A 26,037-nucleotide genomic window follows, 5' to 3' on the forward strand; every position below is an offset into this window, starting at 1 on the left:
GTCCGGGATCAGGTCGTGTACAGCGCGCGCAGGGCACGCACATCGTCTACCCGTTCCAGATTGTTGATCTGATCGACCAGCTTTTTCGTCTTTTCCGCGCCAAGCACGGGCGCCATCAGGTCCGATGCCTTTGCGCCGACGGCCTCCGTGTCGAGCGGATTTTCCTTCGTCCCCGGCGGAAACTTGGTGAAATGGTCGACTTTCTTACCGTCGGTCATGGTTACCTCGACAATCGCGCCGCGCGGCGCGGCCGGATCCATCAGCGCCTCGTCCCCCGTCAAGCTGACCTTCGCGGTTTGCTCCAGGATCTTCGGATCATGCATTAGCGCGACGTCATGACTGTCGGCAAAGGAGACCGCGCCCTTGACCAGCGCAACCGCCACCAGATGCTGGCAATTGACGTCGGGCATCGCGCTCTCGCCGACAATGCCCATGGCATCGGTCGGAAGTTTTACAAGGATGCTGCGGACGTTGTCGGGGGTTAGTCCATGCTGCTTGCGCAGGGTCAGCAAAGCGTCCAGGGGCGACTGGATCGGATAACCGACGGAGAAGGTCTTGATTGCGGTCTCGGTGACGTAAAACCGGCTTCCGAGACCTTCCAGCATCGCTTCGGGATTCGGCTTGGTGGACAGCGCGATGAGGAGATTGTGGGTTCCGTCGAGCACATCGTCGACGCCGGTCAGGCCAGCCTGCACCATGCCGACCGCCGTAACTCCGTTGCGCGCGCCCATCCCTGCGAAATCGAACGCCTTTTCGATATGGTCCTTGTCCTTGACCCAGCTCCACAGCCCGGAGACCTGCTGCGCGGAATAGGAAATCGCAAAACGCATGCCCCTCTCATCGAGCCGCGCCAGCGAGGCGGCGGCACCAAGCGCGCCGAACGTCGAGGACGTACCCTCCGCGCTGCGGTGGGTGCCGCGCACCAAATCGGGCCCCAGCGCCGTCAGCAGGCGGCAGCAGAGGTCGTATCCGAGCGCCACCGCGCGAATGAATTCCTGGCCGCTGCGGCCTTCCTTCTCGGCCACCGCCAGCGCGGCCGGAACCACCGAGCAGCCGGGATGCGCTTTTGTCACCGGCTCGAAATCGTCGGTCTCGTCGGCATGCGCGCACATCGCGTTCGCGAGCGCGGCGTTGACGGTGGTGGTGCGGAAGTCCGAGCCAATCACCGAGGCTTGTTGCTCGCCGCCAAGCGAGCGAACATATTTCAGCGCCATGATGCCCGGATTCATGCGCGAGCCCGAAACCATCGCACCGAAGGTGTCGAGAATGCGGTGCTTGCATTCCACCAACACTGCGTCCGGCAACGCCTGATCCCGCGCCGCGACCATGTACCGCGCAAGCCGCGCCGTCACGCCGGCATCCGCCGCCGCGACCATGCGGGTCGGGAGTGCCGCCAGCGCGGTGACGGCGCCCGCGCATTGCAGCAAGCGGCGACGCGACGGCATTTGACGCTGAGACATGCGGCCTTTCTCGACGATGCTCAAGCCGAGACCGACATTTTCGCGATCTCGGCCGCACTCGGCAGGCTTTCGACGTTCCAGCAGGCATCCATCACCCGGCGGATCGCCGGCGCCGGGATGATGCCTTCCGCGAGGTCGGAGAACTTCGTCTCCAGCTGCTGGTCGGTCATCGGCATCTCCACGCTGCCGATGGCGTGCTCGATAGTGCGATGCAATTGACGTCCATCCTTCAGCACGATCGTCAGGTCGACCTGCGCCGGATCGATCCCGGGCGTGATCACCGGAATGACCTTGCCGCGCAACGCGACAATGGTCGGGTCGTTCACGGCGCGGTCGCTGAACTGCTTTTCGCCACCCGCACCCTCGACCAGCGCGACAGCTACAGCATGATAGATGCTGAACTTGCCCTCGAGACCCTCGCGCGGCGTCTTCTTGCCGGTGAGTTCGAGCACCAGCGGATGTACCTTGAGATCGACGCGCTCGATCTGGTCGGCGGTCAACTTGTTCTCGTTGCGCAATTGAATGGCGGCATCGATCGCCGGGTGCATCACGATCCCGCAGGCGAACGGCTTGTAGGTGTTGAGCGCGGCCTCGTAGCGTTTGCCGAGATCGCCGAGAATCTCGTTGTAATCCTGCTTGGTGCTGATGGTGTTGGCCCAGCCGCGTTTGGCTTCGATCATGCTGTCGGAGGAGGTGAAATTCTTCGATGCCAGCATCGCCGCGAAGATGCCGCTGGAGGCCGCGCGGCCCGGATTGAAACTCTTGTTCATCGAGCCAAAGGACTCGCGCAATCCCACCGGCTGCGACGCGGCAAGCCCGAGCGCCCATACCATTTGCTGCTCGTTGAGCTTCAACAGCTTGCCGATGGCGGCCGCCGACCCGAACACGCCGGCGGTACCGGTGATATGCCAGCCGACATCGTAGTGGTCAGGATAAACCGCATTTCCGATCCGGCACTCCGTCTCGACCCCGAGCACGAGCGCGTTGAGGAACTCCTTGCCCGAAACCGGCTGCATTTCCGAGAGCGCGAGGATAGCCGACGCCACGGGACCGGCGGGATGAATGATGGTCTTCAGATGGGTGTCGTCGTAATCGAAGATGTGGCTCGACACCCCGTTGATGAAAGCCGCGTTCATGATGTCGAATCGCTCGCGCCGCCCGAACAGCGAGGCTTGCGCCGGACCGGAAAACGGCGACAGCGCCGCGACCGCGATATCGACGGTTTGATGATGCGATCCGCCGATCGCAACGCCGACCCAGTTCAACAGCGTCCGCACGCCCTCCTTGCGCACATTGGATGGCAGGTCGTCATAGCTCGCGGTGACGAGATAATGCGCGAGCGTGCGCGTCACGTCCTTGGCCGGACCAGGTTTTGCGGGGGCAGCCGAGGCGCCCGGGGTCTCGGCCAAAGCCATTTTCGTGGCGGCCGCCGTGAGTGGAAGTGCGGCTGCGGTCTGAAGCAAGGTCCGGCGATCCGTGATTGGCATATGATTTTCTTCTGCGTTTGAGATCGATTTACATTGGACCAGCGGCGCCTTGGGCGCTAATGCCGTATCGTCATGAATTGAGGACAAAACGTTATCATGGACCTGATTTGGCTGGAGGATTTCCTCGCGATCGCCGAAGAAGGTGGCTTCTCGCGCGCCGCCGACCGCCGCCATGTCACCCAGCCGGCGCTGAGCCGCCGCATCCGGGCACTTGAAGAATGGCTGGGCACCGCCCTGTTCGAGCGACGCACGCATACGCTCACGCTGACGCCGGCGGGCGAGACTTTCCGCCCCGTGGCGCAGGACGTCCTGCGCCGCGTTCTTGTCGGGCGGGAGGAAGCGCTTGAGGTCACTCGACTGAAGGCCGAAACCATCGCTTTTGCTGCGACCCACGCGCTGTCGCAGACCTTCTTTCCCGACTGGATAAGAAGGGCGGAGAGCGCGCTGGCGGGCGCGGCGGTTCAACTGGTTGCCGCCAATCTTGCCGGTTCCGAAAAGCTCTTGCTCGATGCACAGGTCCACTTCCTGCTGGCGCATCACCATCCGTCGCTGGTGAGCCGACTGGATTCGGATCGCTTTCAGCGGATCGAATTGGACACCGACGTGCTGGTTCCGATCAGCGCGCCCGGCGCGGCGCCGGCCGTCCGGGGACGGCGCCGAAACCACGCCGAACCGCGCTATGCCCTGCCCGGCTCCGCCGACGCGCCACTGCCATATCTCGCCTATCACCCAGGCTCGGGCGTCGGCCGTATCGTCACTTCGTTCCTTGCCGCCAAGGATCCGGCCGCCTGGCTGATGCCGAGCTTCTCCGCACCGGTCATGCTGCTCACGGATATGGCGCGCGAGGGACGCGGCATCACCTGGGCGCCGCGCAGCCTGGTCCAGGATGATCTGGCCAGCGGACGTCTTTTACGTGCCGGCGCCGAGGACTGGGATATCGGGATCGGCATCTGCCTGTTTCGCTCGCGCGGACGCATGACGAATGCGGCGGAAACGTTTTGGAGCGCCGTGCAGAAGCGGAAATGGGGGAAGAAATCTCCATCATCGGGGTCGCGCTTGAGATGAAGGCGGGAGCTGTCGTCAACCTTTCCGTGCCTGTGCGGTGAGCGGATCGTGGAGCGGCACGCCGGCCCGCGAGCACGGCTTACGACGTGACGAGCGGAGCTCGCGCCGTCTCGGCTTCACGCCGGCCGGATCGGGTCGAGGCGTTCGCCAGCGGCAATTCGGTCGTCGATTTGATCTGTTCCATGGTGAACATCGACGACACGTCATGAAGATCGATCTTGGCGATCAATCGCTGGTAGAGATCATCATAGGCACGAATGTCGGAAACCACGGCGCGGATCAGATAATCGACATCTCCGCTGAGGCGATAAAAATCCACGACTTCTGGAAAACTGACCACAATCTTCCTAAAGCGCTGAACCCAATCCGCGTTGTGCTGGTTGGTCTTGACCGCGATGAAAACGCTGACGCCAAGGTTGAGCTTCTCGGCGTCCAGTAGCGCAACCCGGCGCTTGATGTAGCCGGAGGCTTCGAGCTTCTGAATTCGCCGCCAGCACGGCGTTGAGCTCAGCCCGACGCGGTCTGCCACCTCCTGCATGGAAAGGCTGCTGTCCACCTGCAGCGTTGCCAGGATCTTGCGGTCGAACTCGTCGAGCATCGTGGCCCCCAAATCAAGCTGGATGGAGAAAATTTCCGCCATCTGGCCCATCATTGCGCAATGCTATTGCGAGATGCAGGGTATCACGAGCACAAATAACTAGCCAGGACTGCGCAAATTCTCGGCAGACGCCGCCTGCAGGGGGCAAAAAACCAAACGGCCGGTCACCGCGGGGCGTAACCTTTTTGCGATTGGCTTGGCTGGTGAAAGGCGAGGGTTAGAGCCGTTGGCCGCCGCTGGCGTCGATCTGTTGCCCGGTGACCCATCCGCCGTCGTCGGAAACCAGGAATGCCACAACGTTGGCAATATCGGTCGGCTGACCGACGCGGCCGAGCGCGATCGTGTCGGCGACAGCGCGACTGGCGACGGGATCGCGCGCTACCTCATTCATGTCGGTCGCGGTGGCACCCGGCGCCACCGAATTCACGGTGATCTCGCGGTTGCCGAGATGGACGGCGAGCAGCCGGGTCAAGGCTTCCAGTCCCGCTTTTGTCGGCGCGTAGGCCGCCATCGCCGGATAGGCCGCGCGGGTCCCCATCGACGAAATATTCACGATCCGCCCGCCGGCGCGCAAATGCGGCAGCAACGCCTTGATCAGAAAAAACGGCGATTTCAAATTGGTCTGCAGCAGCAGTTCGAAGTCGTCCTCGGTAATATCCTCGATGGTGGCGCGCTTGCTGAGACCGGCATTGTTGACAAGAATATCGAAACCCGGAGCGGCATATCGCTCGGTCAATTCCGCGGTGAAGAGTTTTGCGAGCAACGTTGCTCCGCCGGGTACCGACAGATCGGCCTGGATCGCAAAGGCGGCGCCGCCGGCGGCCACGATTTCGGCGACGGTAGCGTTCGCTGCGTCCGCCTGCGAATGATAGTGCACGGCGACGATGGCCTCATCGCGTGCGAGCCGCCGTGCGATGGCCCGGCCGATGCCGCGGCTCGCGCCGGTCACGAGCGCAATTTTGCCGGACAGCGCGCTCATGACGACCAGCCCTGGGCCGCTTCCAGGCTGCGGGCACGATCGATCAGCGCCTTGCGATCGATCTTGTTGGTGCCGGCCCACGGCAATTCATTGACGAACTCGATGCGCCGCGGATGCTGGTAGGCCGGACCGTTGGCGATGGTGAATTTGCGGATTTCCTCGACGCTCGGCTTGGCGTCTGCGCGGGTCACGATGAAGGCTACCGGCACCTGGCTGCGTTCCTCGTCCGGCAGCGGCACCACCACCGCCTGCTGAATCTGCGGATGGCGCTCCAATAGCTTCTCCACTTCGCCTGGATAGATGTTCTCGCCGGAGCAGACGAACATGTCGTCGGCGCGGCCGACGAAATAGAAAAATCCGTTCTCGTCGCGTCTCATCACGTCGCCGCTATAGTACCAGCCATCCTTGATCGCCTTGGCGGTTTGTTGCGGCAGGTTATGGTAATGATCCATCAACGCGGGGTTGCGCATCAAGAGCACGCCTTCGTTCGCGGTGCCATTGACCAGCTTGATGTCGTCGAAGCTGATCGGATAGCCAAGCGCCAATGGCGGCGTCGGGATGCCCTTCGGGTGCGGTCCGAACACCGCCGGGCCGGCTTCGGTGGTGCCGTAGCCGATCGACATCGTGACGTTCGGCAGCGCCTGCTTGATCTTGTCCCACAGGCCCATGGTCATCGGCGCCGAGCCCAGCATCAGACGCCGAATCGAGGTGATGTCGTGTTGCTTGAGAAACTCGGTCTCTTTGACCACGCGCGCCCACATGGTCGGCACCGCCGTGGCTGCCGTCACCTTGTATCTGGCGATCGCCTCGATATAGCTGCGGGTTTCGAACGCAGGCAGCAGCACCACCGAAGCGTTGGTGGCGAAGATGGTCTTGGTCGCAAACAGCCCGTTCATGTGGAACAGCGGCTGCGCGATGATGTAGCGTTCATCTTCGTGGAGCGCGCCGCTGGTGCGGGTGGAGAGCGCCCAGAGCTGGCCATCATGCGACAGCGGCACCCCTTTCGGCCGCCCGGTCGATCCCGACGTGTAGAGCATTTGGCCGACCTCGTCGGGCGTGGCCTTAACGCTGGTGAAATCGCCGGGCACAATAGTCCGGGCAAAGCCGCCGGGCCCCGAATCGTCGAAATCGATCAGCGCAATGTCGTCCCGTACCAGGGGACGGTTCGCCGCATCGACGAAGGCGAGCGCGATTCCGGCATCGTCCATGACATAATCGATGGTGTCGCGGGGCAATTTGACATTGACCGGCACGGCGACGCAGCCGGCGCGCATGATGCCGAAATAGGTGATGATGTATTCGGCGCGGTTGAGCGAGACGATGGCGATATGAGTGCCGCGCGCGAAGCCTTTGTCCGTGAGATATTTCGCAACCCCGTCGGCAAGCCGGTCGATCTCGCGATGGGTATAAACGCGCGGGCTGGCGGCATCGACCAGATCGACGATCGCTTCCTTGTCGAGGTTACGGTCGCGATCGATGAGATCGCCAAGATTATGCCAACGCATGTGCAAGACTCCCTGTTTGTCGGGTCAACTGGCGACGCTCATTGCAGGTGGCAATGCTGCGGGCTGTTCGAGAAGGTCGTAGTGGCAGGCGACCATTCGTCCGCCCGCCACACTTCGCAGCACCGGCCGCTCCTGCCGGCAGCGCTCCCGGGCCATCGGGCAGCGGGTGTTGAAGCTGCAGCCCGGCGGAGGATTCAATGGGCTTGGCAATTCGCCCTGCAGCAGGCTCCTCGTCCTCCCGCGCAGCCGCGGGTCGGCGACCGGCGCCGCAGCTAACAGCGCGTGGGTATAGGGATGAGCCGGCTGCTGCCAGATTTCCTCGCTGCGGCCACTTTCGACGATACGGCCGAGATACATCACGATCAGCCGGTCGGAGATGTGCTCGACCACCGACAAATCGTGGGAAATGAACAGGTAGGACACGCCGGTCGCCTGCTGCAGGTCCTCGAGCAGGTTGATGACCTGCGCGCGGACCGAAACGTCGAGCGCCGACACCGGCTCGTCGCAGATGATGACTTTGGGACCAAGCGCGAGCGCACGCGCAATACCGATACGCTGGCGCTGGCCGCCGGAGAATTCGTGCGGATAGCGCCGCGCCGCCTCCGCCGGTAGGCCCACCTGCCCCAGCAGCTCAGCGACGCGGTCGCGAATGTCGCGGCGCGACCAGCCGGCGACGCTGAGAGGCTGACCGACGATGGTGCCGACATCGTGGCGCGGATTGAGCGAGCTGTAAGGATCCTGAAAGATCATTTGAATCTTCCTGCGGGCCGCCTTGAGCGCGCGGTCCGGCATCTCCGTCAGATTCTGGCCGTCGAGGATGGCGAGTCCGTCACAACTCGGCACCAGCCGCATGATGGCCTTGCCCAAGGTCGACTTTCCGCAGCCGGATTCGCCGACCAGCCCGAGCGTTTCGCCGGCGTCGAGGTCGAAACTCACGTCATCGACCGCGCGCACGGTGCCCCGCGCGCTCTGGTACTCGACGCAAAGGCTAAGTACCGACAGCAGCGACATGACGCGACGACTCCTCTTCGGCAGCGAAACAGGCGGCGGACTGGTGCGGCAACAATCGCGCAAGGACCGGACGCTCGGCGCGGCAACGATCGAAAACCTCCGCACAGCGGTTCTGGAACGCGCAGCCGACCGGCAGATCGGAGAGCGCCGGCACGCTGCCTGCGATATCAGCCAGGCGTCCGCCACGGCGGCGCACGGCGGACGGCGTGGCGCCGAGCAGGCCGCGCGTATAGGGATGCAGGGGACGTTCGAACAGCGCTTCGACGGGCGCCTCCTCGACCTTGCGCCCGGCATACATCACGACGACGCGGTCGGCGGTCTGGGCGACGACGCCGAGATCGTGCGTTATGATGATCAGCCCCATTCCCGCGCCGGTCTGCAACTCCTTCAGCAAATCCAGGATCTGCGCCTGGACCGTGACGTCGAGCGCAGTGGTCGGCTCGTCGGCGATCAAAAGCTTTGGCCCGCAGGCGATCGCCATCGCGATCATCCCGCGCTGGCTCATGCCGCCGGACATTTGATGCGGGTAGTCGTCGAGCCGGCGCTCGGCGTCGGGAATGCGGACCTGCCGCAACAGCTCCATTGCGCGGTCGCCGGCTTCCCGGCGCGAGACGTCGGTATGATGCAGGATCGCCTCGATCAGCTGATCGCCGACGGTTACTACCGGATTGAGCGAGGTCATCGGATCCTGGAAGATCATCGAGATGTCCTTGCCGCGGACCCGCTGCATCTCGCGCTCGGACAGCGCGGCGAGATCGCGGCCCATGAACCGAACCGCACCGCCGACGATCTTGGCCGGCGGCTCGGGCAGCAGGCGCATGACCGCCAGGGCCGCGAGCGACTTGCCGCATCCGGATTCGCCGACGATGGCCACGGTCTCGCCGCGCGCAACCGTCAGCGACAATCCGTCGACCGCGGGCAGCACACCGCGCCGGGTGAACAGCGAGACCTTGAGGTTATCCAGCGCCAGGATTGGCGGTTGTTCTAGAGCGTCTGCGGCCATGTCAGCGATCCCGCAGTTTCGGATTGAGCGCGTCGTTGAGGCCGTCGCCGACCAGATTGAGCGCAAGAACGGTGAGCATGATGGCGACCCCCGGCACCGCGCAGATGTACCAGGAGCTGCGGATCAGGGTGCGGCCGTCGCCGATCAGCCGTCCCCAGCTCGACACGTTGGGATCGCCGAGGCCGAGAAACGACACCGCGGACTCGAACAGCACGGCGCCGGCGATCACCAGCGAGGACAGCACGATGACCGGCGGCAGCGCGTTGGGCAGGATCTCGCCGAACATGATGCGCAGGTTCCCCATGCCCATGGAGCGGCAGGCCTGGACAAACTCGCGGTCGCGCAGCGACATGAATTCGGCGCGCGTCAATCGCGCAATCGGCGTCCAGGTCACGATGCCGACGGCAATGGTGACGTATTCGATTTTCTGCCCGAGAATCGAGACAATGGTCAGCACGAAGATCAGGTTCGGGATAGTCTGAAACAATTCGGTCATTCGCATCAAGAACTCGTCGACCCAGCCGCCGAAATAGGCCGCGATGGCGCCGACGCTGATGCCGATAAGGGTCGCGGTCAGGCTGGCGCAAAGCCCGATCAGCAGGGTTGTGCGCGCGCCATGGGCGATCATCGCGGCGATGTCGCGGCCGAGCGAGTCGGTGCCCAGCGGGTAGCGCATCGTCGTGAAAGGCCAGATCTCCGGCCGGCCGACGATCCGCAACGGGTTGCGCGGAAACATCCAGGGTGCAGCGAGCGCAATGCCGATTACCACGACCACCAGCGCGAAGCCCACCAGCGCCGCACGGTTGCGGGCAAAGCGGCGGACAAAGTCGATGGCGAGGGCGAGCATGCGTTACCTCGCCCGAATGCGCGGATCGAGCCGCATATAAAGCAGGTCAACCGTTGCGTTGCAGACCGCCACCAGCAGCGAGCCGAGCACAAGAACTCCGAGCACCATCGGGAAATTGCGGCTCATCACGCTGTCAAACAACAGGCTTCCGATGCCGGGCCAGCTGAACACGGCTTCGATGACGACGCTGCCGCCGAGCATGGTGCCGAGTTGCAGGCCGAGCAGCGTGACGATCGGCAACAGCGCGTTGCGCATCACATGGGCGAGCACGACGCGACCGCGCGACAGGCCCTTGGCGCGCGCGGTGCGAACGAAATCGAGCCGGAACACCTCCAGCATCGACGCGCGCATCACCCGCGCATAGGTGGCCGCGTAGAACAGGCCGAGCGCGGTAGCCGGGAGCACCAGATGGTCCATCACGTCGAGTGCACCCGCTAACGCGCCATGGTCGGCGCCGATCGTGCGCATGCCACCGACCGGAAACCAGCCGAGTTTTACGGCGAACAGCACCGTCATCATGATGCCGAGCCAGAAACTTGGCGCTGCGAAGAAGAACACCGCGCCAAGCGAGATCAGATTGTCCCAGAGCGTGTTGACCTTGACCGAGGCTAGTACGCCGGCGGTGACACCGACCAGAAGCGCGATGGCCGTCGCTGACAGCATCAGGATCAAGGTGGCCGGCAGTTGCTGCATAATGACGTCGAGCACCGGCGCATTCTGCCGATAGGAGAACCCAAGGTCGAGCCGCATCACCGACCAGATATACTTCGCAAGCTGCACCCAGGTCGGCTGGTCGACGCCGTAGGTATGACGCAACTGGTCCAGCATCTTGGGGTCGGTGATTTGCTGCTCCGAGGTCATGACGTCGAACAGGCTGCCCGGCGCGAGATGAATCAGAACGAAGTTGAGCACGATCACCGCGAAGATCAGCGGGATGATCTGGGCGAGGCGGCGGACGACGATGCGACGCAATTTTGTCCTCCGCTCAGCGGTCGAGCCAGATTTCGGCCCAGCTCTCGCCCATGAAGTCCGCGGTCGTGGAGTGATTGCGGACATCGGCACGCGCGATGGTCACTGGCTCGAGATCGACCATCGGCAGGATCGGCGCCTCGATGCTGGCAAGCCGATCGAAATCCTTTGCCAGCGCGACGCGTTTCGGCTCATCGGTCTCGATCGTCATCCTGGCGACGATCTCGTCGAGCTTCGGATTGGAATAGCCGGTGGCGTTGCGGAACGCGGCGCCTTTGACGATGCCGTCGGTCGTATAATACTGCGTCGTGCCCGGGATCAGCTCGATGCCGCTCGAATTATTGGAAATCGCGACATCATAGTCGTAATCGGTATAGATGCGCTTAAGTGACGTGGCCCGATCGGGCACCGAGAGGTCGACGGCAATGTCGAGATCCTCGAACGCCTGCTTGACGTATTGGCCCATCTTCACGTTCTCCTCGAACCAGCCGGCCGACACCAGGCTCAGTTTGAACCGAGCGCCGTCCTTCACCGGGTAACCCGCAGCATCGAGCATGGCGGAGGCCTTCTTGACGTCGAACGGATAGTCCTGGACGTCCTTGCTGAAGAAAATCGTGTTGGAGGTGTGAATGACGCCGATCGAGGGATGGGCCCGCCCGAAGAAGATCGTTTCCGCGATAAATTGCCGGTCGATCGCATGCATCAAGGCCCGGCGCACCTCACGCTTGTTGAAGATCTCGCGGCGCTGGTTGAACTCGACGGTCGCGACCCAGGCCGAGTTGGAATAGCCCTTGGTTTCGGCGACAAACTTGCCATCCTTGGTGAGGCGCGCAATGTCTGGGATCGGGATCGGATTGAACGTCCCGATATCGAGTTGGCCTGCCTCGAAGGCCGCCGAACGCGATGCCGGATCGCGCCACCAGCGGATCACCAGGCGATCGAGATAAGGCAGCCCGGGATTCCAGTAATTGTCGTTACGCAGATATTCCACGTGACTGCCGCGTACCCATTCCTTGACCTTGAACGGGCCGGTGCCGATTGGCGTATTGTTGATCGGATTGGTGATGATATTGCTCCCCGCATAGATATGCTTGGGGATCACCAGGCCCGCCTTGCCGGCAAGTACCGACTTGAGAAAGAACTCAGGCACCGGCGCCTTGAACTTCAGCACCGCGGTCAGCGGATCTGCCGCTTGGGCGCTTTCCAGCGCGTCCAGCGATACCCCCGCCGAGATCGGCTTCCAGTATTCCATCGCGCAGAAGGCAACGTCGTCGGCCGTGAAGGGCTTGCCGTCGTGCCAGGTGACCTTGTCGCGCAGCTTGATGGTATAGCTACGGAAGTCGGCCGCTGGCTTGATCTCCAGCGCGAGCACCGGCTCAAATTCGAGATCGACCGTCAGCCGCAGCAGGCGCTCGTGCACTCGGGTGGACGTAAAATACGGGCTCGATCCGCCGCCAGCGGGAACGAACAGCGATTGCGGTTCGAAGCCGCCCCAGGTGGCGGTCAGCGTGCCGCCGCGTTTTGGGGTCGTCGCCGCCGCCGCGGAGCCGGCAAGCCGCGTTGCCAGCGCTGCGCCCGCAGTCGTTATCAGAAAGTCACGTCTCGAAAACCTGCTCATCGCGTTTCCTTCGTTGCGAATGCATCGAACCGGTCCTCGTCGCCGCGTTTTCGTCCCTGCGATCTGTTATTTTGCATCCAGTGTCGAATAGGTGCCGCGCCCGACCGCAAGCAGCGCACCTTTTTCATCGAACACATCGACATCGGCGATACCGACGCTCTTGCCCGCACGGCGCACCCGCGACACCGCGATCAGGGCGGTGTCGACCGCGGGCCTCAGATAATCGACACGAAAGTTCACGGTCGGCAGGCCGCGACCGACCATCATGCCGACCGCAAAGTCGCCGGCGGTGTCGATCACCGAGGCGATGACGCCGCCGTGCCATTGCTTCGAACCCGGCCGCCGCTCGAATTCCGAGCGCATCGGCGACCGCATGGTGATTTCCTGCTTGACCGGATCGGCGGTCACCACGGTGAGGCCCAGAAACAGATTGAACGGCGAAACGTCCAGCATCTTTTGAATTTCAGCCGCGGTCAGCGGCGTGACGATGCCCTCGCTCATGGCGTTACCACGACTTTGCCGAACACGGCGCGATCCTCGATGATGCGCACGGCCTCACTTGCCTGCTCGAGCGGGTAGGTCTTGTCGATCAAGACCTGGAGCTTGCCGGCCTCGACGAGGTCGAACAATTTGACGATGTCGTCGCGCTCCCAGCCGTTGGAGCCGAGTATTTGCAGTTCGAACGTCCAGATAAAGCGCAGATCCTCGGTGGGTGCGTAGCCCGCGGTGGCGCCGCAGGTTAAAATCCGGCCGCCGAGCTTCAGGCAGCGCAGCGATTTCACCCAGGTGTCGCCACCGGTAAAATTGACGACGACATCGACGCCGCCGCCTTCGACAAAGCGCCGGCGATGCGGCTTGCCGTGACGCTCGTAGACGGTCTTCATGAAGTCGTTCTGGGTGTAGAGGATGATCTCGTCGGCGCCGAGTTCGGTGAGACGCTTTCCCTTCGCCTCGCTGCCGGCGCAGGCAATGACGTAGGCGCCGGCAAGCTTGGCCAGTTGCACGCAGCACACGCCGACGCCACCGCTGGCGCCGAGGATCAGCACTTTCTCGCCGGCCTTGATCTTGCCGATCGAATTCATCATGCGGATCGCGGTGCCATAGGCCACCGGCAGCGCTGCAGCCTGTTCGAAACTAACCGCGTCGGGGATCCTGACCAGCTGATGCGCCTTGGCACGACAGAATTCGGCAAGACCGCCGTCCTGGGTCTCGCCCATCAGGCCGCCCTCGACGCGGTTGACCGGGTCGATCAGAACGCGGTCGCCAATCGTCCAGCCCGAAACGCCGGCGCCGATCTCGGCGATCTCGCCAACGACATCTAATCCAATGATAACAGGCAGAGGCACCTTGATGCCGGGCATGCCGCGGCGGGTGAACACGTCGTGATAGTTGATTGACGAGGCTTTGACCCGAACGACGACATCGCCCTCGCCGGCCTTCGGCGTTGGATAATCCACGACGTATCGAAGTTTATCGTTGTCGCCATGTTCGTGAAGGACCACTGCTCGCATGTTCGTTTCGCTCCCTGGTTAAGCCCGAGCCCCGAGGGACCGGTTACTTTGGGTTAAGTCTTTCATCATGACGAGGTAAATCCAAGCGCGACATTGGCAGCGTCCGGATGCGACACAACGATGCCGCCGGCGTAAGGCCGGTATGCGATGCCGACCGCGTCGAACAGCGCGCGCGGCGTCGCGAGCGAAGCGACCTTGAACGTCAGCGCGACCATGCGATCCGAACCGTCCTCGCTGACGGGTGCGGCGCCGGCGTAGCGGTCGGCGACCACGGCCGGCTCCAGCACCAGCACGGTTGCCGCACCGGCCCGAAACGAAACGCCGCCCTGGACCGGCACCAGCAGGTCCGGGCCGAACATCTCATCGTACACCGCAGCAGTGCGGGCCGGCTCGTACGAGGCGATGACGAATTCGACGATGTCGGTGACGCCGTTCGGATGGGCCTGCCAATCCGGGCGGTACACCAGCTCGGGCGTATCGTGGTGGCAGAAGAAGGTACGACCGTTCCGCACCATGTCGGCGCCGACGCGGATCACCTTGAAACGGGCATCCTGGGCCCCCGTGGGCAGCGCCACGGGCCGCGCGAAACTCATCGGCTCCATCACCGGAACGCCGCGGCTTTTCAATGTCGCATAAACCAGGTCGGCGTCGACCGACTTGAACACCAGGCCCGTCAGCCCGGCGGGATGCGCCCACAGATCGGCGCGCATCGTCTCGCGCCCCGGCAGGTAACCAAGAAGCTCCAGATAATTCGTCCCGAAGATCGCGAGATTGTTACTTGAACCCAGGGTGTGGTGGCCGCGCTCCGTCAGCGCAAAGCCGAGGCGGGAATATTGTGCGGCGGCCTCGTCGAGCTTCCCCATCACGTTGATGACGACGTGATCGAGCACCGGTTGGATGGCAGCATCACTCATACGTCTAAGTCCTTATCGCTGCACGAGAAATAACGTTGCAAGATCGATGCCATTTCATGACGGTTTCAGGCGGCGCGTGGACGCGGCGTCGGTTTCAGCATCGAGAATTCAAGTGCAGCATCAGCATGGAGCAATGTCGAGTCGAACACCGGAAGATCGATGTGTTCGGGACCGACCAGCAAGCAGATCTCGGTGCAGCCGAGGATCACGCTGTCGGCACCTCGCGCCTTGCCGCGCGCGATCGCGTCGAGATAGAGCTGTCGCGACTCGGCGCGCACGATACCCTGGCAGAGCTCGTCGAAGATGATGTCATGGATGACGGTACGGTCGTCGGCATCGGGGATCACCGGGTCGAGCCCAAATCGCTCGCGCAGCCGCGCCACGTAAAAATCCTGTTCCATCGTGTAACGCGTCGCCAGCAGCAGCGGACGCTTCAGGCTTTCATCCCTGATGGCGGTAGCGGTGACATCGGCGATATGCAGCAGCGGGATCGAGACCGCCTGTTGAATCTCGTCGGCGAGCTTGTGCATGGTGTTGGTGCAGATCAGCACACAGCCTGCACCCCCTTGCTCCAGACCACGCGCGATATCCACCAGAATCCGACTCGCCTGGTCCCAAAGTCCCTGCTTCTGGAGGCTGACGATCGCATCGAAATCGACCGATCGCATCAGGATATCAGCGGAGTGAAGGCCGCCCAGCCGCTCGCGGGCCTGCTCATTCAATCGGCGGTAATACACGGCAGTGCTTTCCCAGCTCATTCCGCCAATCAAACCAATCGTCTGCATTGCTGCTGCCTGCTTTTCCCGACATTTCTGCCTTGGATGCAACATAGCAGCGAAATCGCGCAATCCGATTGCGGATCGGCATCAGGATAGACGGTTTGGCCGGGAATAAACTCCATAGTCGGGGCGATGCGCGGAATAGGATTTCAATATCGAACTGGCGCCGAGTTTGGCATGCTCTTCCGGGATATCGGCGCGTGGGGAGCCCTACCCGGCTCACGCGCCGCTTGCCCTCAGGGGCGTCAAACGCAAACTATCAGGTCGCAGCTACAGCGATCTCGGTCTCGATATGCGGCACGGCCTCAACCAGCTCGCGCGTGTAATCGGTTTGTGGGTTGTCGAACAGGGCCCGGCTTTCGCCCTGCTCGACGATGCGGCCGTTTCGGAGCACGATGGTGCGGTCGCACATCATGCGAACGACGTTGAGGTCGTGGCTGACGAACAGGAAGGCAAGGTCATCCTCGCGCCGCAACCGGTCGAGCAGCTGCAGCACCACCGCCTGCACCGAGACGTCGAGCGCCGCCGTCGGCTCATCCAGCACCAAGAGGCGCGGCCGGCAGGCAATGGCGCGGGCGATGCCGACGCGGGCCTTCTGCCCGCCGGAGAGCTGGTGCGGAAAGCGCGGCAGCAATTCGGCCGGAAGGCCTACCCGCTCCGCGCACTCCTCGACCCGCTGCCGCAGCGCGTCGCCCGCGCGCATGCCGCCAAGCCGCAGCAGCGGATGGGCGATACAGTCAAATGCGGTGAAGCGCGGGTTTAGGCTGTCGTTCGGATCCTGAAAGACGATCTGGATATCCTTGCGGAACGGCGAGCGGTGAAAGTCGCGCGCCGGGATATGGCCGATCGATTGTCCCTCGAACGAGATGTCCCCCTCGCTCGGGTCGATCAGCCGGCAGATCATGCGCGAGGTCGTGCTCTTGCCGGAACCGGATTCGCCGACCAGACCGACGGCCTCGCCGGCGTTGATCAGCATCGAAAAGTCCGCGACCGCGGCGGAGCCCTGATCGAAGCGTTTTGCGAGTTTTTGCACCTCGAGCAACGGCGGCGTACCCGACGCGGGCGGCGGTCTCTGCGCAATCTTGATCGCTGCGTACCGGCCCCGCTCCTCTTCCGTCACCAGATCGGCGATGCGCGAACTCGCCGTGGGCGAGGCGGCAACAAGACGTCTGGTGTAGGGATGGCGCGGGGCGCGGAACAGAACCTTCGGCTCGGCCTCCTCGACCAGGCGGCCCTGCTCCATCACCACAACGCGGCGGCAGTAACGGGCGGCCAGGCCTAGGTCATGGGTGATCAGGATGGTCGCCATGCCGCGCGCGGCCGCGATACCCGTCAAGAGATCCATCACGACCTTTTGCGTCGTGACGTCAAGCCCGGTGGTCGGCTCGTCGGCGATCAGAAGCGCCGGGTTGCAGGAAATCGCCATCGCGATCATCACCCGCTGGCACATGCCGCCGGAGAGTTCGTGCGGATAAGCCGACAAGCGTTTTTCAGGATCGCGAATTTGCACGGCGCGCAGCAGCTCGAGCGCCTGCGCGCGCGCTTCACCTCGCGAGAGGCGTTTATGGGCCGAGATGGCATCGGCGATCTGGTCGCCGACGGCGCGGATCGGATTGAGCGCCGCGCGCGGATTCTGGAAAATCATCGCAATCGCGGCGCCGTGCAGGCTCCGGAAATCGCTTCCCGATGTCTTGGTGATGTCCTGCCCGCGAAACCGTATATCGCCTGCCGTGATGCGGCCGGCCGCGTCGAGCTGCCGCGTAATTGCAAAACCGGTGACGGATTTGCCCGAGCCGCTCTCGCCAACGAGGCCGAGCATCTCGCCCTCGTCAAGCGACAGCGTGACGCCGCGCACCGCCTCGACCAGGCCGCGCCGTGTCGAGAACGTGACGTGCAGGTCGCTTAATGCCAGCAGCGCCTTGGTCATGTTCGCATGCGGGGGTCGAGAATATCGCGGACCCCGTCGCCGAGCAGGTTGAAGCACAGCACCGCCAGCATCAGCGCCAGGCCCGGAAAGGCGACCAGCCACCACTTGCCGGTCGAAATGAAGCGCGCCCCCTCCGCAACCATGATGCCCCATTCCGGCGTTGGCGGCTTGACGCCAAGGCCGATAAAGGAAAGTCCGGCGGCATTGAGGATCGCCCAGCCCAGATTGAGTGACATTTGCACCGCCATCGCCGGCAGCACGTTCGGCAGCAGGAACCGCAGCACGACCGAGATGTGGCTGTCGCCGCAGGCGCGCGCAGCTTCGACCCAGCCGAGATTGCGGCGGATATTCACCTCCGCCCGCGCAAAACGGATGTAGAACGGCAGATTGATGATGGCGGTTGCGATGACGATGTTCTCGACGCGATTACCGAGCGCCGCCACCATTGCCATCGCCAATACGAAAAGCGGAAAGGCCATCAGCACGTCGACGAAGCGGCCGACGCCGCGATCGAGCCGGCCACCGGCATAGCCGCAGATCGCGCCAATCACGGCGCCGAGCGCAAAGGAAATTCCGACCGCCGAGACGGCGATGACGAGATCGAGCCGCGCCGCGACGATCAAGCGGCTGAATACGTCGCGGCCAAGCTGATCGGTGCCGGCGATATGTGCCACGCTTGGCGGCATCAGCGCCTGCGGCACATCCGAGACGACCGGATCGTATGGCACGATCCAGGGCCCGAGGATCGCGATGAGCGTCAGCAGCAAGACCCCGGCAGCGGCAACCGCGGTCAGCGGGTTGCCGCGCAGGATCCAGCCGGCATGGCGAAGCGTCGCGCTGGTCATCCGATTGTTACCCGCGGATCGGCGATGCCATAGAGCACGTCCACCACAAGATTGACGATCACAAACACGCTCGCCATCAAAAGCACAAAACCCTGCACCGGCGCATAATCGGAGGAGAGCAGCGCGTCGAGCGCATATGAGGCGACGCCCGGCCAGGAGAACACCTTCTCCACCAGCACATTGGCGCCGAGCATGGTCGAGAACACGATGCCGGCGATGGTGATGACCGGCAGGATGGCGTTGCGCAAGGCATAAGTAATGACCACCCGCCACCAGGGCAGGCCGACGGAACGGGCGGTGCGCACGAAATCGCTGCCAAGCGAAACCAGCATCGAGGCGCGGGTGATGCGCGCCAGCGGCGCTATCACGAACAGCGCCATGCTCACCGCCGGCAGGATCAGTTGTCTGAAAGCGGCCCACCATCCCTCGAAATCGCCGGCGAGCAGGAAGTCGATCAACAAGAAACCGGTCCGCGATGGCGGCAGCGAGGCGAATATATCGACCCGGCCGGTCGGGTCAGGCGCAAGGCCGAGCAGGTAATAGAAGACATAGATCAGCAGCAGACCCGAAACGAAGGTCGGCACGCAGACGCCGAGCGCGCAGAATAACCGTACGCCATGATCAATGACCGAGCCCGGCTTTAATGCCGCCAGCACCCCGAGCGGCACCGCCGACACCAGCGCGATCAGGAGTGCCGTGAAGGTCAGTTCCAGCGAGGCCGGTAACCGCTCGCGCAGATCGGTCGTGACCAGCTGCCCGGTCATCATTGATCGGCCGAGGTTGCCGCGGCCGACATCATAGAGATAGAGCATCAACTGATCCGGGACCGGCTTGTTGAGGCCCATCTGCTTGCGGATCGCCTCGATCTCCTCCTTGCCCGCATTCGGCCCGGAGGCGAAAAACACCGCCGGATCGCCCGGCAGCACCCGCATCAATAGGAAGGTGAAGACGAGCACGCCAAACAACGCCGGAAGCGACGACAGGAAACGCCGGCCTGCCCGTATCATGGTTGCGCCAAAGGCCGCCATCCCGCTGGCCTGTTACTTACGGCTTAGATCGCGATAATCGACCTGGCGATGAAACTGATAGGTATAGCCTTCGATCGACGGCGCCATCACCGCGTCCTGGTTCGGCTGCCAGAGCGGAATCTGCGGCATTTCGCTGAAATGGATGGCGTTGAGCTTCTTGCCGTCTTCCTCGTATTTGACCTTGTCGGGCTCGAAACGGGCTTCCTGCGCGATCGCTACCAGTTCGGGGTCGTCGATCGATGAGTAGTTCCAGCGCTGATTGCCGGTGTAGAAATTACGGTAGAAATAGTCGGTCGACGGCAGCCAGGCGACGATGCCCTCGGTGAAGAAGGGCAGCTTCTTCTCGTTGATCTGCGTCGACATCTGCGCATCCGGCATCTTCTGGATATCGACCTTGATGCCGATCTTGGCGAGCGATTCCTTGACCAGCGCAGCCATCGGCTCGGCGGTCGAAGCCTGCCCGACATTGAAGCTGAACGTGGTCGAGAAGCCGTCGGGCAGACCGGCCGCCTTCAGATAGTCCTTGGCCTTGTCGAGGTCGAGCTTCACCGGCTGCGGGATCGGATAAGCGCCACTCGATGGCTTGCCGTCCGCCCAGGTCGCACCGAACAAAGGCGCTCCGCGGCCGAACAGCGCCGCCTTGAACATGTCGTCATAAGGCAGCGCATAGGCGACGGCGCGACGCACGTTGATGTTGTCGAAGGGCGGGATCTTGGTGTTCATCGAAACGAAGGTGACGGCGTTGTATTGCGGCGTCGAGATCACCTTGAGCTTGCCTTTGGCCTCGAGCGACTGCACGTCGCTTGCCTGCAGATCGACGACGATGTCGGCGTCGCCGCGCTCAACGAGATTGGCGCGTGTCGCCGGCTCTGGCACCGACTGGATGATGACCTTCTTGAAGAACGCGGGCTTGTCGGCGGAGCCACGATTCCAGGCCTCGTTGCGCGCGATGATCACCTGCTCGCCCGGCTTGAACGTTTCGATCTGATAGGCGCCGCTGCCGGCCGCGTGCTCCTTCAGCCACGACATAGCCCAGGGGTCGTCTGCCGTCGCGTGCTCCTTGGCGAGTTTGGAGTTGATGATGATCGGATAGACGGTGGCGAGATTTGGCAGCGCAAGCTTGTCCGGTTTCGGCAGCGTGACCTCGAAGGTCAAGGGATCGATCACCTTGAACTGGTCGGCCGATGTCATCGAGCCAGTGAGTAGTTGCGCCTTGCCGAGCACCGGCGCCGTGACGGCCCGGTCCAGCGACCATTTAACGTCTTCCGCGGTGACCGGCGTGCCGTCCTGGAACTTGGCGTCCTTGCGCAGGTGAAAGATGATCTTCAGCCCGTCGGAACTGACGTCATAGGATTCCGCGAGCTCTCCGGTGATCTTGTCGAGATCAAATACCCATTTGCCGTTGAGCTGCTTGCGGCCGAACGAAACCAGCCGGTCATAAGTGCTGAGACTCACCGCAAAGGATTCGCGGGTGGAACCGGGTATATTCGGGTCGAGCGTATTGACGGAGGCTCCGGTGACGTAGCGCAGCGTTTCGGCGCGCGTTTGCGCCTGCACCGATCCGGCGGCCAGTGAAAACGCGATAAAGGCAACCACCGAAAGCAGACGCCTGGATCCTGTAAAACTCATTGATCCCGTTCCTATTTTCCCAGGTTTATTTTCTGCGTGAGAACACCAAATTGAAGCAAGGGATATGCCAACCGACAAGCCGGCGATGACTAGCCGAGCAGGTATGCGCCTCCTTAAAGCATAATTCATCACGCCTCGCCCGGCGTTTGCGGTCTGACGACCGCCTGAGGCACGTCATACGCCCGAAACGACGCCCAATGCCGTTCGATATCCGCACGAAACAGGCCACGTGTCAGCCCATGTACGAGCTTCGGCACCGCTGTGGTCATCGCGTTGATCGATGAGCCGGAAGGACCGAAGCTCATCGTGGAGGCGATCGCGAAGACATGGATGTCGGCGATCCACGGCGTTGCTCCAGCGACGCGCTCCGTCAGCGCGTAGTCGTCGGCAAGATAGGGAAAGCGGCCGAGGCGCGGGCTGCGCTCGTCGATCGGGGGCTGATAGCGGTCGGCCCAGACGGCGATGTTGGCGGCACAGTTTCGCAACTCGCGCCGGCCTGCAAAATTCATGTCGATGCCGGTGCCGCAAATCACGAAATCGGCTGAGAACACGCCCCGCGGCGTCTGCAATTCGACGCCACGGGTTGTTTCGCTGGCGGCTTCGATCGGCGCGCCGTCATGCAGGTGAAAATTCTTGTGGCGCGCACAGCGATCGTAGGTCGCTTGCGGAAAACCTTCGCGCATCTCGAGAATGGCGCGCATGAAGCGCCAGCGCCAGGCATCATCCAAATCGCAGAAATGGCGAAGGAAGCCGCGGAAGGTGAGCCAGCGATAGGGCTGGATCACCTGGATCTCCGCCCTCCGGCAAAACAGATGCACCTCCGCCACCCCCGCCTCCAGTGCCGCGGCCGCATTGTCGAAGGCCGAGGCGCCGGCGCCGATCACCGCCACCTGCTTGCCGCGCAAGTCGGCGAAGTCGATCGGCTGCGCCGAATGCACGCAAAGCGACGGCGGCAGATGGCGCAGCGGCTCCGGGATGATCCAATCCCCCATCCCCTCTTGCCCCGTCGCCAGCACGATCTTGCGCGCATAAAGAATTTCGACGCCATTATCGCTCTGCACCCGAGCTGCAAGCAGTCCGCCGGCTGCGGGTGCGATCTCAACGACCTCGCAGCGATTACGCACGGGAATGCCAACGACACCCCTCAACCAGAGCAAATACTCCGCCCAAAGCTCGCGCGGAATAAGGTCGAGATTTTGCCAATGCGCCTCCCCGAATTTTGCCTCGTGCCACGACTGGTAAGTCAGGCTCGGAACATCAAGATCGGGACCCGTGTAATCCTTCGGGCTGCGCAGCGTATGCATGCGGGCATAAGTGAGCCATGGCCCTTCCCGCCCCTCCTCGGATTTGTCCAACACCAGGATGTTGCTCACCTGCGAGCGCATCAGCCCAAAAGCTGTCGCGATGCCCGATTGCCCGGCGCCTACCACAAGCACGTCGAGTGCCGGCCTGCCGTCCGGCCCGGGCTTGGACGCGAGCCAGGCAGCATGCGGATGCGCGGTCTTGGTGAGATCGGCACGAATTTGGGCTTCGAGAGCGATAAGGGGGCCGTTCATGCCGCGAGCCAGCCCCCATCCACCACCATCACTGTACCCGTGGTAAAGGAAGATGCATCGCTGGCGAGATGGAGCGCGGCCTCGGCCACTTCCTCCGCTTTGCCAAACCGCTTCATCGCGTGACGGTTGCGGGATGCTTCGCACACCGGCTCCGGGTCGGCGTGACGGGCAAAACTGCGCCGCAGCATCGGCGTGTCGACGGCGCCCGGCGCGATCGCATTGACGCGGATGCCATCGGTCGCAAAATCCAGCGCCATGGTCCGGGTCAGGCTGATGATCGCGCCTTTGGCGGCGATATAGGCGCTGTTGTTCCTGCCGCCGGCGATCGCGAGTTGCGAGGCGAGCGTGATGATCGACCCGGAGCCCTGCCGCTGCATCTCGGGCACCGCGGCGCGGACCCAAAGCCAGGTGCCGCCGACATTGGTGCGGAACACCGCGTCCCAATCGGCGGGCTCGGTCGTCACCACCGTGCCGCCGCAGGAAAAGCCGGCCGCGGTCATCAGTACATCGAGCCGGCCGCGCCGCGCCATGACATCGTCCACGGCCGTTCGCGCGAAATCGGCCAGGCTCACGTCGCCGACATGGAGGGATGCTTCACCCTTCGCGCCCTCGATCGCCGAAAGCGTTTCCTGCAAGCCCGCTTCATCGCGATCGACCAGCGCTACAAATGCGCCCTCTTTCGCGAACAAAAGCGCGCTGGCCCGGCCGATGCCGGACGCTGCTCCGGTGACGATCGCTGTCCGCCCCATCAATCTCATGTCAGGCCCTCTCGATGCCGCATCCACCAGGCGCTCAGGTCGGCCGCCGAATCGGCGCAGCCGAATCGCGCGCACCAGCCGAACTCTTGCGTCAGACGCGAGACCGACAGCGGCGCGCGATCGGCTGCACTATGCAGGTCGACCGTCGGCGCTTCATCAGGTTTGGCCAACCGGCAAACGAAGCCGGAATGCAGAGCGGCCAGCTCCTGGCCCCATTGCAGCGCCGGCCATTCCACGCCGGTCGAGATGTTATAAAGACAGTGCTTCGGCTTCGGGGCCTCGATCAGGGACGTCACGGCTTCCGCGACATCCGGCGCATAGATCCAGTCCCTGACGCCCGGACGCTCCAGAAGCGCATCGCGGCCCGCTCGCATGGCGGCAACAATCTGTGCCTGCGGGCTCAGCGTGTCACGCACTCCCGTGGCCCGCTCCCAGGGCCCGAACACGGCGCTTAGCCGCACGCTGATGATCTCGGATTGCCAGAGCGCGGCGAGCCGGGCCGCAACTTTCTCGGATGCGAATTTGGTGATGGCGTAAAGCGAAACCGGATCGCAGTTCGTCTCTTCATCGAGCGGCTCATTCCGGAAGGCGCTCGCGCCATAAGCTGCCGCGGACGACAGGTTGATGATGCGTCCGACGCCGCTAGCCCGCGCCGCGGTCAGGATCGGCAGCTGAGCCAGCAAATTCACCCGCAAAATGGTCTCAGGATCAGCCGCATCGCGCTCCGCACCCGCGGTAACCGCGGCTCCGAGAACAATCGCCTGATAACCCGCGGCCATCACCGCCTCAACGGCCTGCCGATCGGTGACGTCGCCCTGAATCGCCGTCACCCGATCCGCGTATTGGGCAAACTCTTTCTTCGCGGCGGACGGCAAGCCGGCGCGGTCGAATAGCGTCACCGCATGATCGCGCGCCAACAGGGCCGTAGCGATATTGAGCCCGACGAACCCGGTGCCACCGAAGATAAGGACCCTCATTTCTCAATCCGAACATATCGCGCCGGACAGCTCACAGCAGCCTCGCCCCGAAATTCTGCTCGGGATCCATATCCGGCATCAGACGTCCGGTTGGTTTCGCCGCCTCGCCTCCGTTGCGCGCCAGAAAGCGGCCGGAGCCGGCTTCGACCGACCGCTTGCCATCCGCGACGATGACGCGCCCGCGCGATAGCACGGCGACCGGCCAGCCGCGCAGCTTGCGACCGGCGTAAGGCGTGTATCCGGCGAGGTCGTGCATCATCTCATCGCTCAGCGTGACCTCGCGCTGCGGATCCCAGATCGCGATATCGGCATCGGCGCCGACGGCGATCGAGCCCTTGCGCGGATGCAAATTGTAGATCTTTGCCGGAGCGGTCGCGGTCAGCTCGACGAATTTTTCCAGCCCCAAGCGGCCCTTCGAAACCATGGCGTCGAACAACAGCGGCAAGCGGACTTCGAGACCCGGCAGGCCGTTCGCCACTTGCTTGAAATTGGGATTGGGGCCGGCGCGCAGCTTGCCCGTTTCGTCGAACCGATAGGGCGCGTGATCGGATGAGACGGTCTGGAGATCGCCGAGCGCGAGCGCCTGCCACAGCGCCTCCTGGTCGGCGGCGCGGCGCGGCGGCGGGCTGCACATCCATTTAGCGCCTTCGACGCCCGGTCTGTCGAGATCATCTGCAGTGAGAAACAGATATTGCGGGCAGGTCTCCGCGAACACTTTCAGGCCCTGTCCGCGCGCATCGCGGATCACCTTGGCGCCTTCCGCCGTCGACACATGAAAGATCATGATCGGCTGATCGAGCAGCGCGGCCATGCCGATCAGCCGGTTGAAGGCCTCCGCTTCCGACACCCGCGCATGGCTGATGGCGTGATATTTCGGATCGGTATAGCCGCGCGCGATCAGTCTTTTCACCATCCAGGAGATGATCCCGTGGTTCTCGGCATGGGCACATAGCATCGCCCCGCCATCGCGCGCCGCCAGCAGGATATCGAGAAGCGGCTCGTCCTCGATTTTCAGGAGATCATAGGTCATGAATATCTTGATCGAGCCATGGCCCTGCTTGATCAGCGCCGGCAGATCCGTTTCCAATGTCTCTTTGGTCGGATCGGCGATGATCATGTGAAAGGCATAGTCGATGACCGCGCCCTTCCGGGCGAGCGCATGATAATCCTCGAGCACCCGGGGCAGCTTCATGCCGACGTGCTGGGCCGCGAACGGGATCACGGTGGTGGTGCCGCCGAAGGCCGCCGAGACGGTGGCGCTCTCGAACGTATCGGCATTCACAATGCCTGCGGCCGAAAGCTGCTCGATATGGGCGTGGCTGTCGACGCCGCCCGGCAGAACCAGTTTGCCCCGCGCGTCGATCTCACGCCGCGCGCCCGGCAACCCACGGCCGATGGCGGCAATGGTCTCGCCGGAAATGGCGACATCGGCCTCGAACACATCGCTCACGGTTGCGACGCGTCCACCGCGAATGAGGAGGTCGTAGGCGGGTTCGGTCATGGCAAACTCCCATGTTCTTGACTATCTGGATGAAAGCACAGATCGTGCCGTCACACTTCATCCCGCAGGA

General features: G+C 63.2%; 23 protein-coding genes. 1 reads left to right on the top strand and 22 read right to left on the bottom strand.

Translation table 11 applies throughout. The features are described from left to right. Window positions 1–8: 8 nt before the first annotated feature. Both B5526_RS04255 and B5526_RS04260 read right to left on the bottom strand, forming a co-directional pair. On the bottom strand, window positions 9–1,460 hold the full coding sequence (locus B5526_RS04255; RefSeq protein WP_079544684.1) for an MmgE/PrpD family protein: 1,452 nt from the start codon (window positions 1,458–1,460) through the stop codon (window positions 9–11). Between the two features lie 20 nt (window positions 1,461–1,480). Further along, on the bottom strand, window positions 1,481–2,947 hold the full coding sequence (locus B5526_RS04260; protein WP_079537075.1) for an MmgE/PrpD family protein: 1,467 nt from the start codon (window positions 2,945–2,947) through the stop codon (window positions 1,481–1,483). Between the two features lie 96 nt (window positions 2,948–3,043). Between B5526_RS04260 and B5526_RS04265 the strand changes: the two genes are divergently transcribed. After that, window positions 3,044–4,012, top strand: a complete 969-nt coding sequence (locus B5526_RS04265) for a LysR family transcriptional regulator (protein ID WP_079537076.1) — start codon at window positions 3,044–3,046, stop codon at window positions 4,010–4,012. A 79-nt stretch (window positions 4,013–4,091) separates the two neighbouring features. Here the strand turns inward: B5526_RS04265 and B5526_RS04270 are convergent, their stop codons facing one another. The 20 genes from B5526_RS04270 to hydA form a co-directional block, all read right to left on the bottom strand. After that, complete coding sequence (locus B5526_RS04270; protein WP_079544685.1) at window positions 4,092–4,610, bottom strand: Lrp/AsnC family transcriptional regulator; 519 nt, start codon at window positions 4,608–4,610, stop codon at window positions 4,092–4,094. 217 nt (window positions 4,611–4,827) lie between these two features. Next, on the bottom strand, window positions 4,828–5,589 hold the full coding sequence (locus B5526_RS04275; RefSeq protein WP_079537077.1) for an SDR family oxidoreductase: 762 nt from the start codon (window positions 5,587–5,589) through the stop codon (window positions 4,828–4,830). Further along, window positions 5,586–7,094: a class I adenylate-forming enzyme family protein gene (locus B5526_RS04280; protein ID WP_079537078.1), complete on the bottom strand. Its 1,509-nt coding sequence runs from the start codon at window positions 7,092–7,094 to the stop codon at window positions 5,586–5,588. Before B5526_RS04280 ends, B5526_RS04275 begins: the two co-directional genes overlap by 4 nt. Window positions 7,095–7,118: 24 nt before the next feature. Further along, window positions 7,119–8,105, bottom strand: a complete 987-nt coding sequence (locus tag B5526_RS04285; RefSeq protein ID WP_079537079.1) for an ABC transporter ATP-binding protein — start codon at window positions 8,103–8,105, stop codon at window positions 7,119–7,121. Then, window positions 8,083–9,108: an ABC transporter ATP-binding protein gene (locus tag B5526_RS04290; protein ID WP_079537080.1), complete on the bottom strand. Its 1,026-nt coding sequence runs from the start codon at window positions 9,106–9,108 to the stop codon at window positions 8,083–8,085. The genes B5526_RS04285 and B5526_RS04290 overlap by 23 nt, the downstream gene beginning before the upstream one ends. A gap of 1 nt (window position 9,109) precedes the next feature. After that, window positions 9,110–9,955 carry an ABC transporter permease gene (locus B5526_RS04295; RefSeq protein WP_079537081.1) on the bottom strand — a complete coding sequence of 282 codons (846 nt, stop codon included), beginning with the start codon at window positions 9,953–9,955 and terminating at the stop codon, window positions 9,110–9,112. Between the two features lie 3 nt (window positions 9,956–9,958). Next, complete coding sequence (locus B5526_RS04300; protein ID WP_079537082.1) at window positions 9,959–10,927, bottom strand: ABC transporter permease; 969 nt, start codon at window positions 10,925–10,927, stop codon at window positions 9,959–9,961. A 13-nt stretch (window positions 10,928–10,940) separates the two neighbouring features. Beyond that, window positions 10,941–12,542, bottom strand: a complete 1,602-nt coding sequence (locus tag B5526_RS04305) for an ABC transporter substrate-binding protein (RefSeq protein ID WP_079537083.1) — start codon at window positions 12,540–12,542, stop codon at window positions 10,941–10,943. 66 nt (window positions 12,543–12,608) lie between these two features. Then, on the bottom strand, window positions 12,609–13,043 hold the full coding sequence (locus tag B5526_RS04310) for a PaaI family thioesterase (protein ID WP_079537084.1): 435 nt from the start codon (window positions 13,041–13,043) through the stop codon (window positions 12,609–12,611). Beyond that, entirely contained in the window at window positions 13,040–14,053 is a 1,014-nt protein-coding gene (locus B5526_RS04315; protein ID WP_079537085.1) for a quinone oxidoreductase family protein, read from the bottom strand. The genes B5526_RS04310 and B5526_RS04315 overlap by 4 nt, the downstream gene beginning before the upstream one ends. Window positions 14,054–14,118: 65 nt before the next feature. After that, the gene (locus B5526_RS04320; RefSeq protein WP_079537086.1) at window positions 14,119–14,967 is read right to left on the bottom strand and encodes a VOC family protein; all 849 of its coding nucleotides are present in this window, start codon (window positions 14,965–14,967) and stop codon (window positions 14,119–14,121) included. A 65-nt stretch (window positions 14,968–15,032) separates the two neighbouring features. Further along, on the bottom strand, window positions 15,033–15,752 hold the full coding sequence (locus B5526_RS04325) for an aspartate/glutamate racemase family protein (protein ID WP_079537087.1): 720 nt from the start codon (window positions 15,750–15,752) through the stop codon (window positions 15,033–15,035). 253 nt (window positions 15,753–16,005) lie between these two features. Continuing rightward, a complete protein-coding gene (gene nikE / locus B5526_RS04330; protein WP_079537088.1) occupies window positions 16,006–17,673 on the bottom strand; it encodes a nickel ABC transporter ATP-binding protein NikE in 1,668 nt (555 codons plus the stop codon). Further along, window positions 17,670–18,518 (bottom strand): ABC transporter permease, encoded by an 849-nt coding sequence (locus tag B5526_RS04335; RefSeq protein ID WP_079537089.1) that lies wholly within the window; start codon window positions 18,516–18,518, stop codon window positions 17,670–17,672. Before B5526_RS04335 ends, nikE begins: the two co-directional genes overlap by 4 nt. Next, complete coding sequence (locus tag B5526_RS04340; protein ID WP_079537090.1) at window positions 18,515–19,546, bottom strand: ABC transporter permease; 1,032 nt, start codon at window positions 19,544–19,546, stop codon at window positions 18,515–18,517. Before B5526_RS04340 ends, B5526_RS04335 begins: the two co-directional genes overlap by 4 nt. A 12-nt stretch (window positions 19,547–19,558) precedes the next feature. Continuing rightward, complete coding sequence (locus B5526_RS04345; RefSeq protein WP_079537091.1) at window positions 19,559–21,175, bottom strand: ABC transporter substrate-binding protein; 1,617 nt, start codon at window positions 21,173–21,175, stop codon at window positions 19,559–19,561. A gap of 128 nt (window positions 21,176–21,303) precedes the next feature. Further along, complete coding sequence (locus B5526_RS04350) at window positions 21,304–22,731, bottom strand: NAD(P)-binding domain-containing protein (protein ID WP_079537092.1); 1,428 nt, start codon at window positions 22,729–22,731, stop codon at window positions 21,304–21,306. Further along, window positions 22,728–23,489 (bottom strand): SDR family oxidoreductase, encoded by a 762-nt coding sequence (locus B5526_RS04355; protein WP_079537093.1) that lies wholly within the window; start codon window positions 23,487–23,489, stop codon window positions 22,728–22,730. The genes B5526_RS04350 and B5526_RS04355 overlap by 4 nt, the downstream gene beginning before the upstream one ends. Further along, entirely contained in the window at window positions 23,486–24,466 is a 981-nt protein-coding gene (locus B5526_RS04360) for an NAD-dependent epimerase/dehydratase family protein (protein ID WP_079537094.1), read from the bottom strand. The genes B5526_RS04355 and B5526_RS04360 overlap by 4 nt, the downstream gene beginning before the upstream one ends. A gap of 31 nt (window positions 24,467–24,497) precedes the next feature. Beyond that, entirely contained in the window at window positions 24,498–25,967 is a 1,470-nt protein-coding gene (gene hydA, locus B5526_RS04365; RefSeq protein ID WP_079537095.1) for a dihydropyrimidinase, read from the bottom strand. Between the last annotated feature and the right edge of the window lie 70 nt (window positions 25,968–26,037).

This window comes from Bradyrhizobium lablabi (assembly GCF_900141755.1).
GTDB classification, from domain to species: Bacteria; Pseudomonadota; Alphaproteobacteria; order Rhizobiales; family Xanthobacteraceae; genus Bradyrhizobium; species Bradyrhizobium lablabi_A.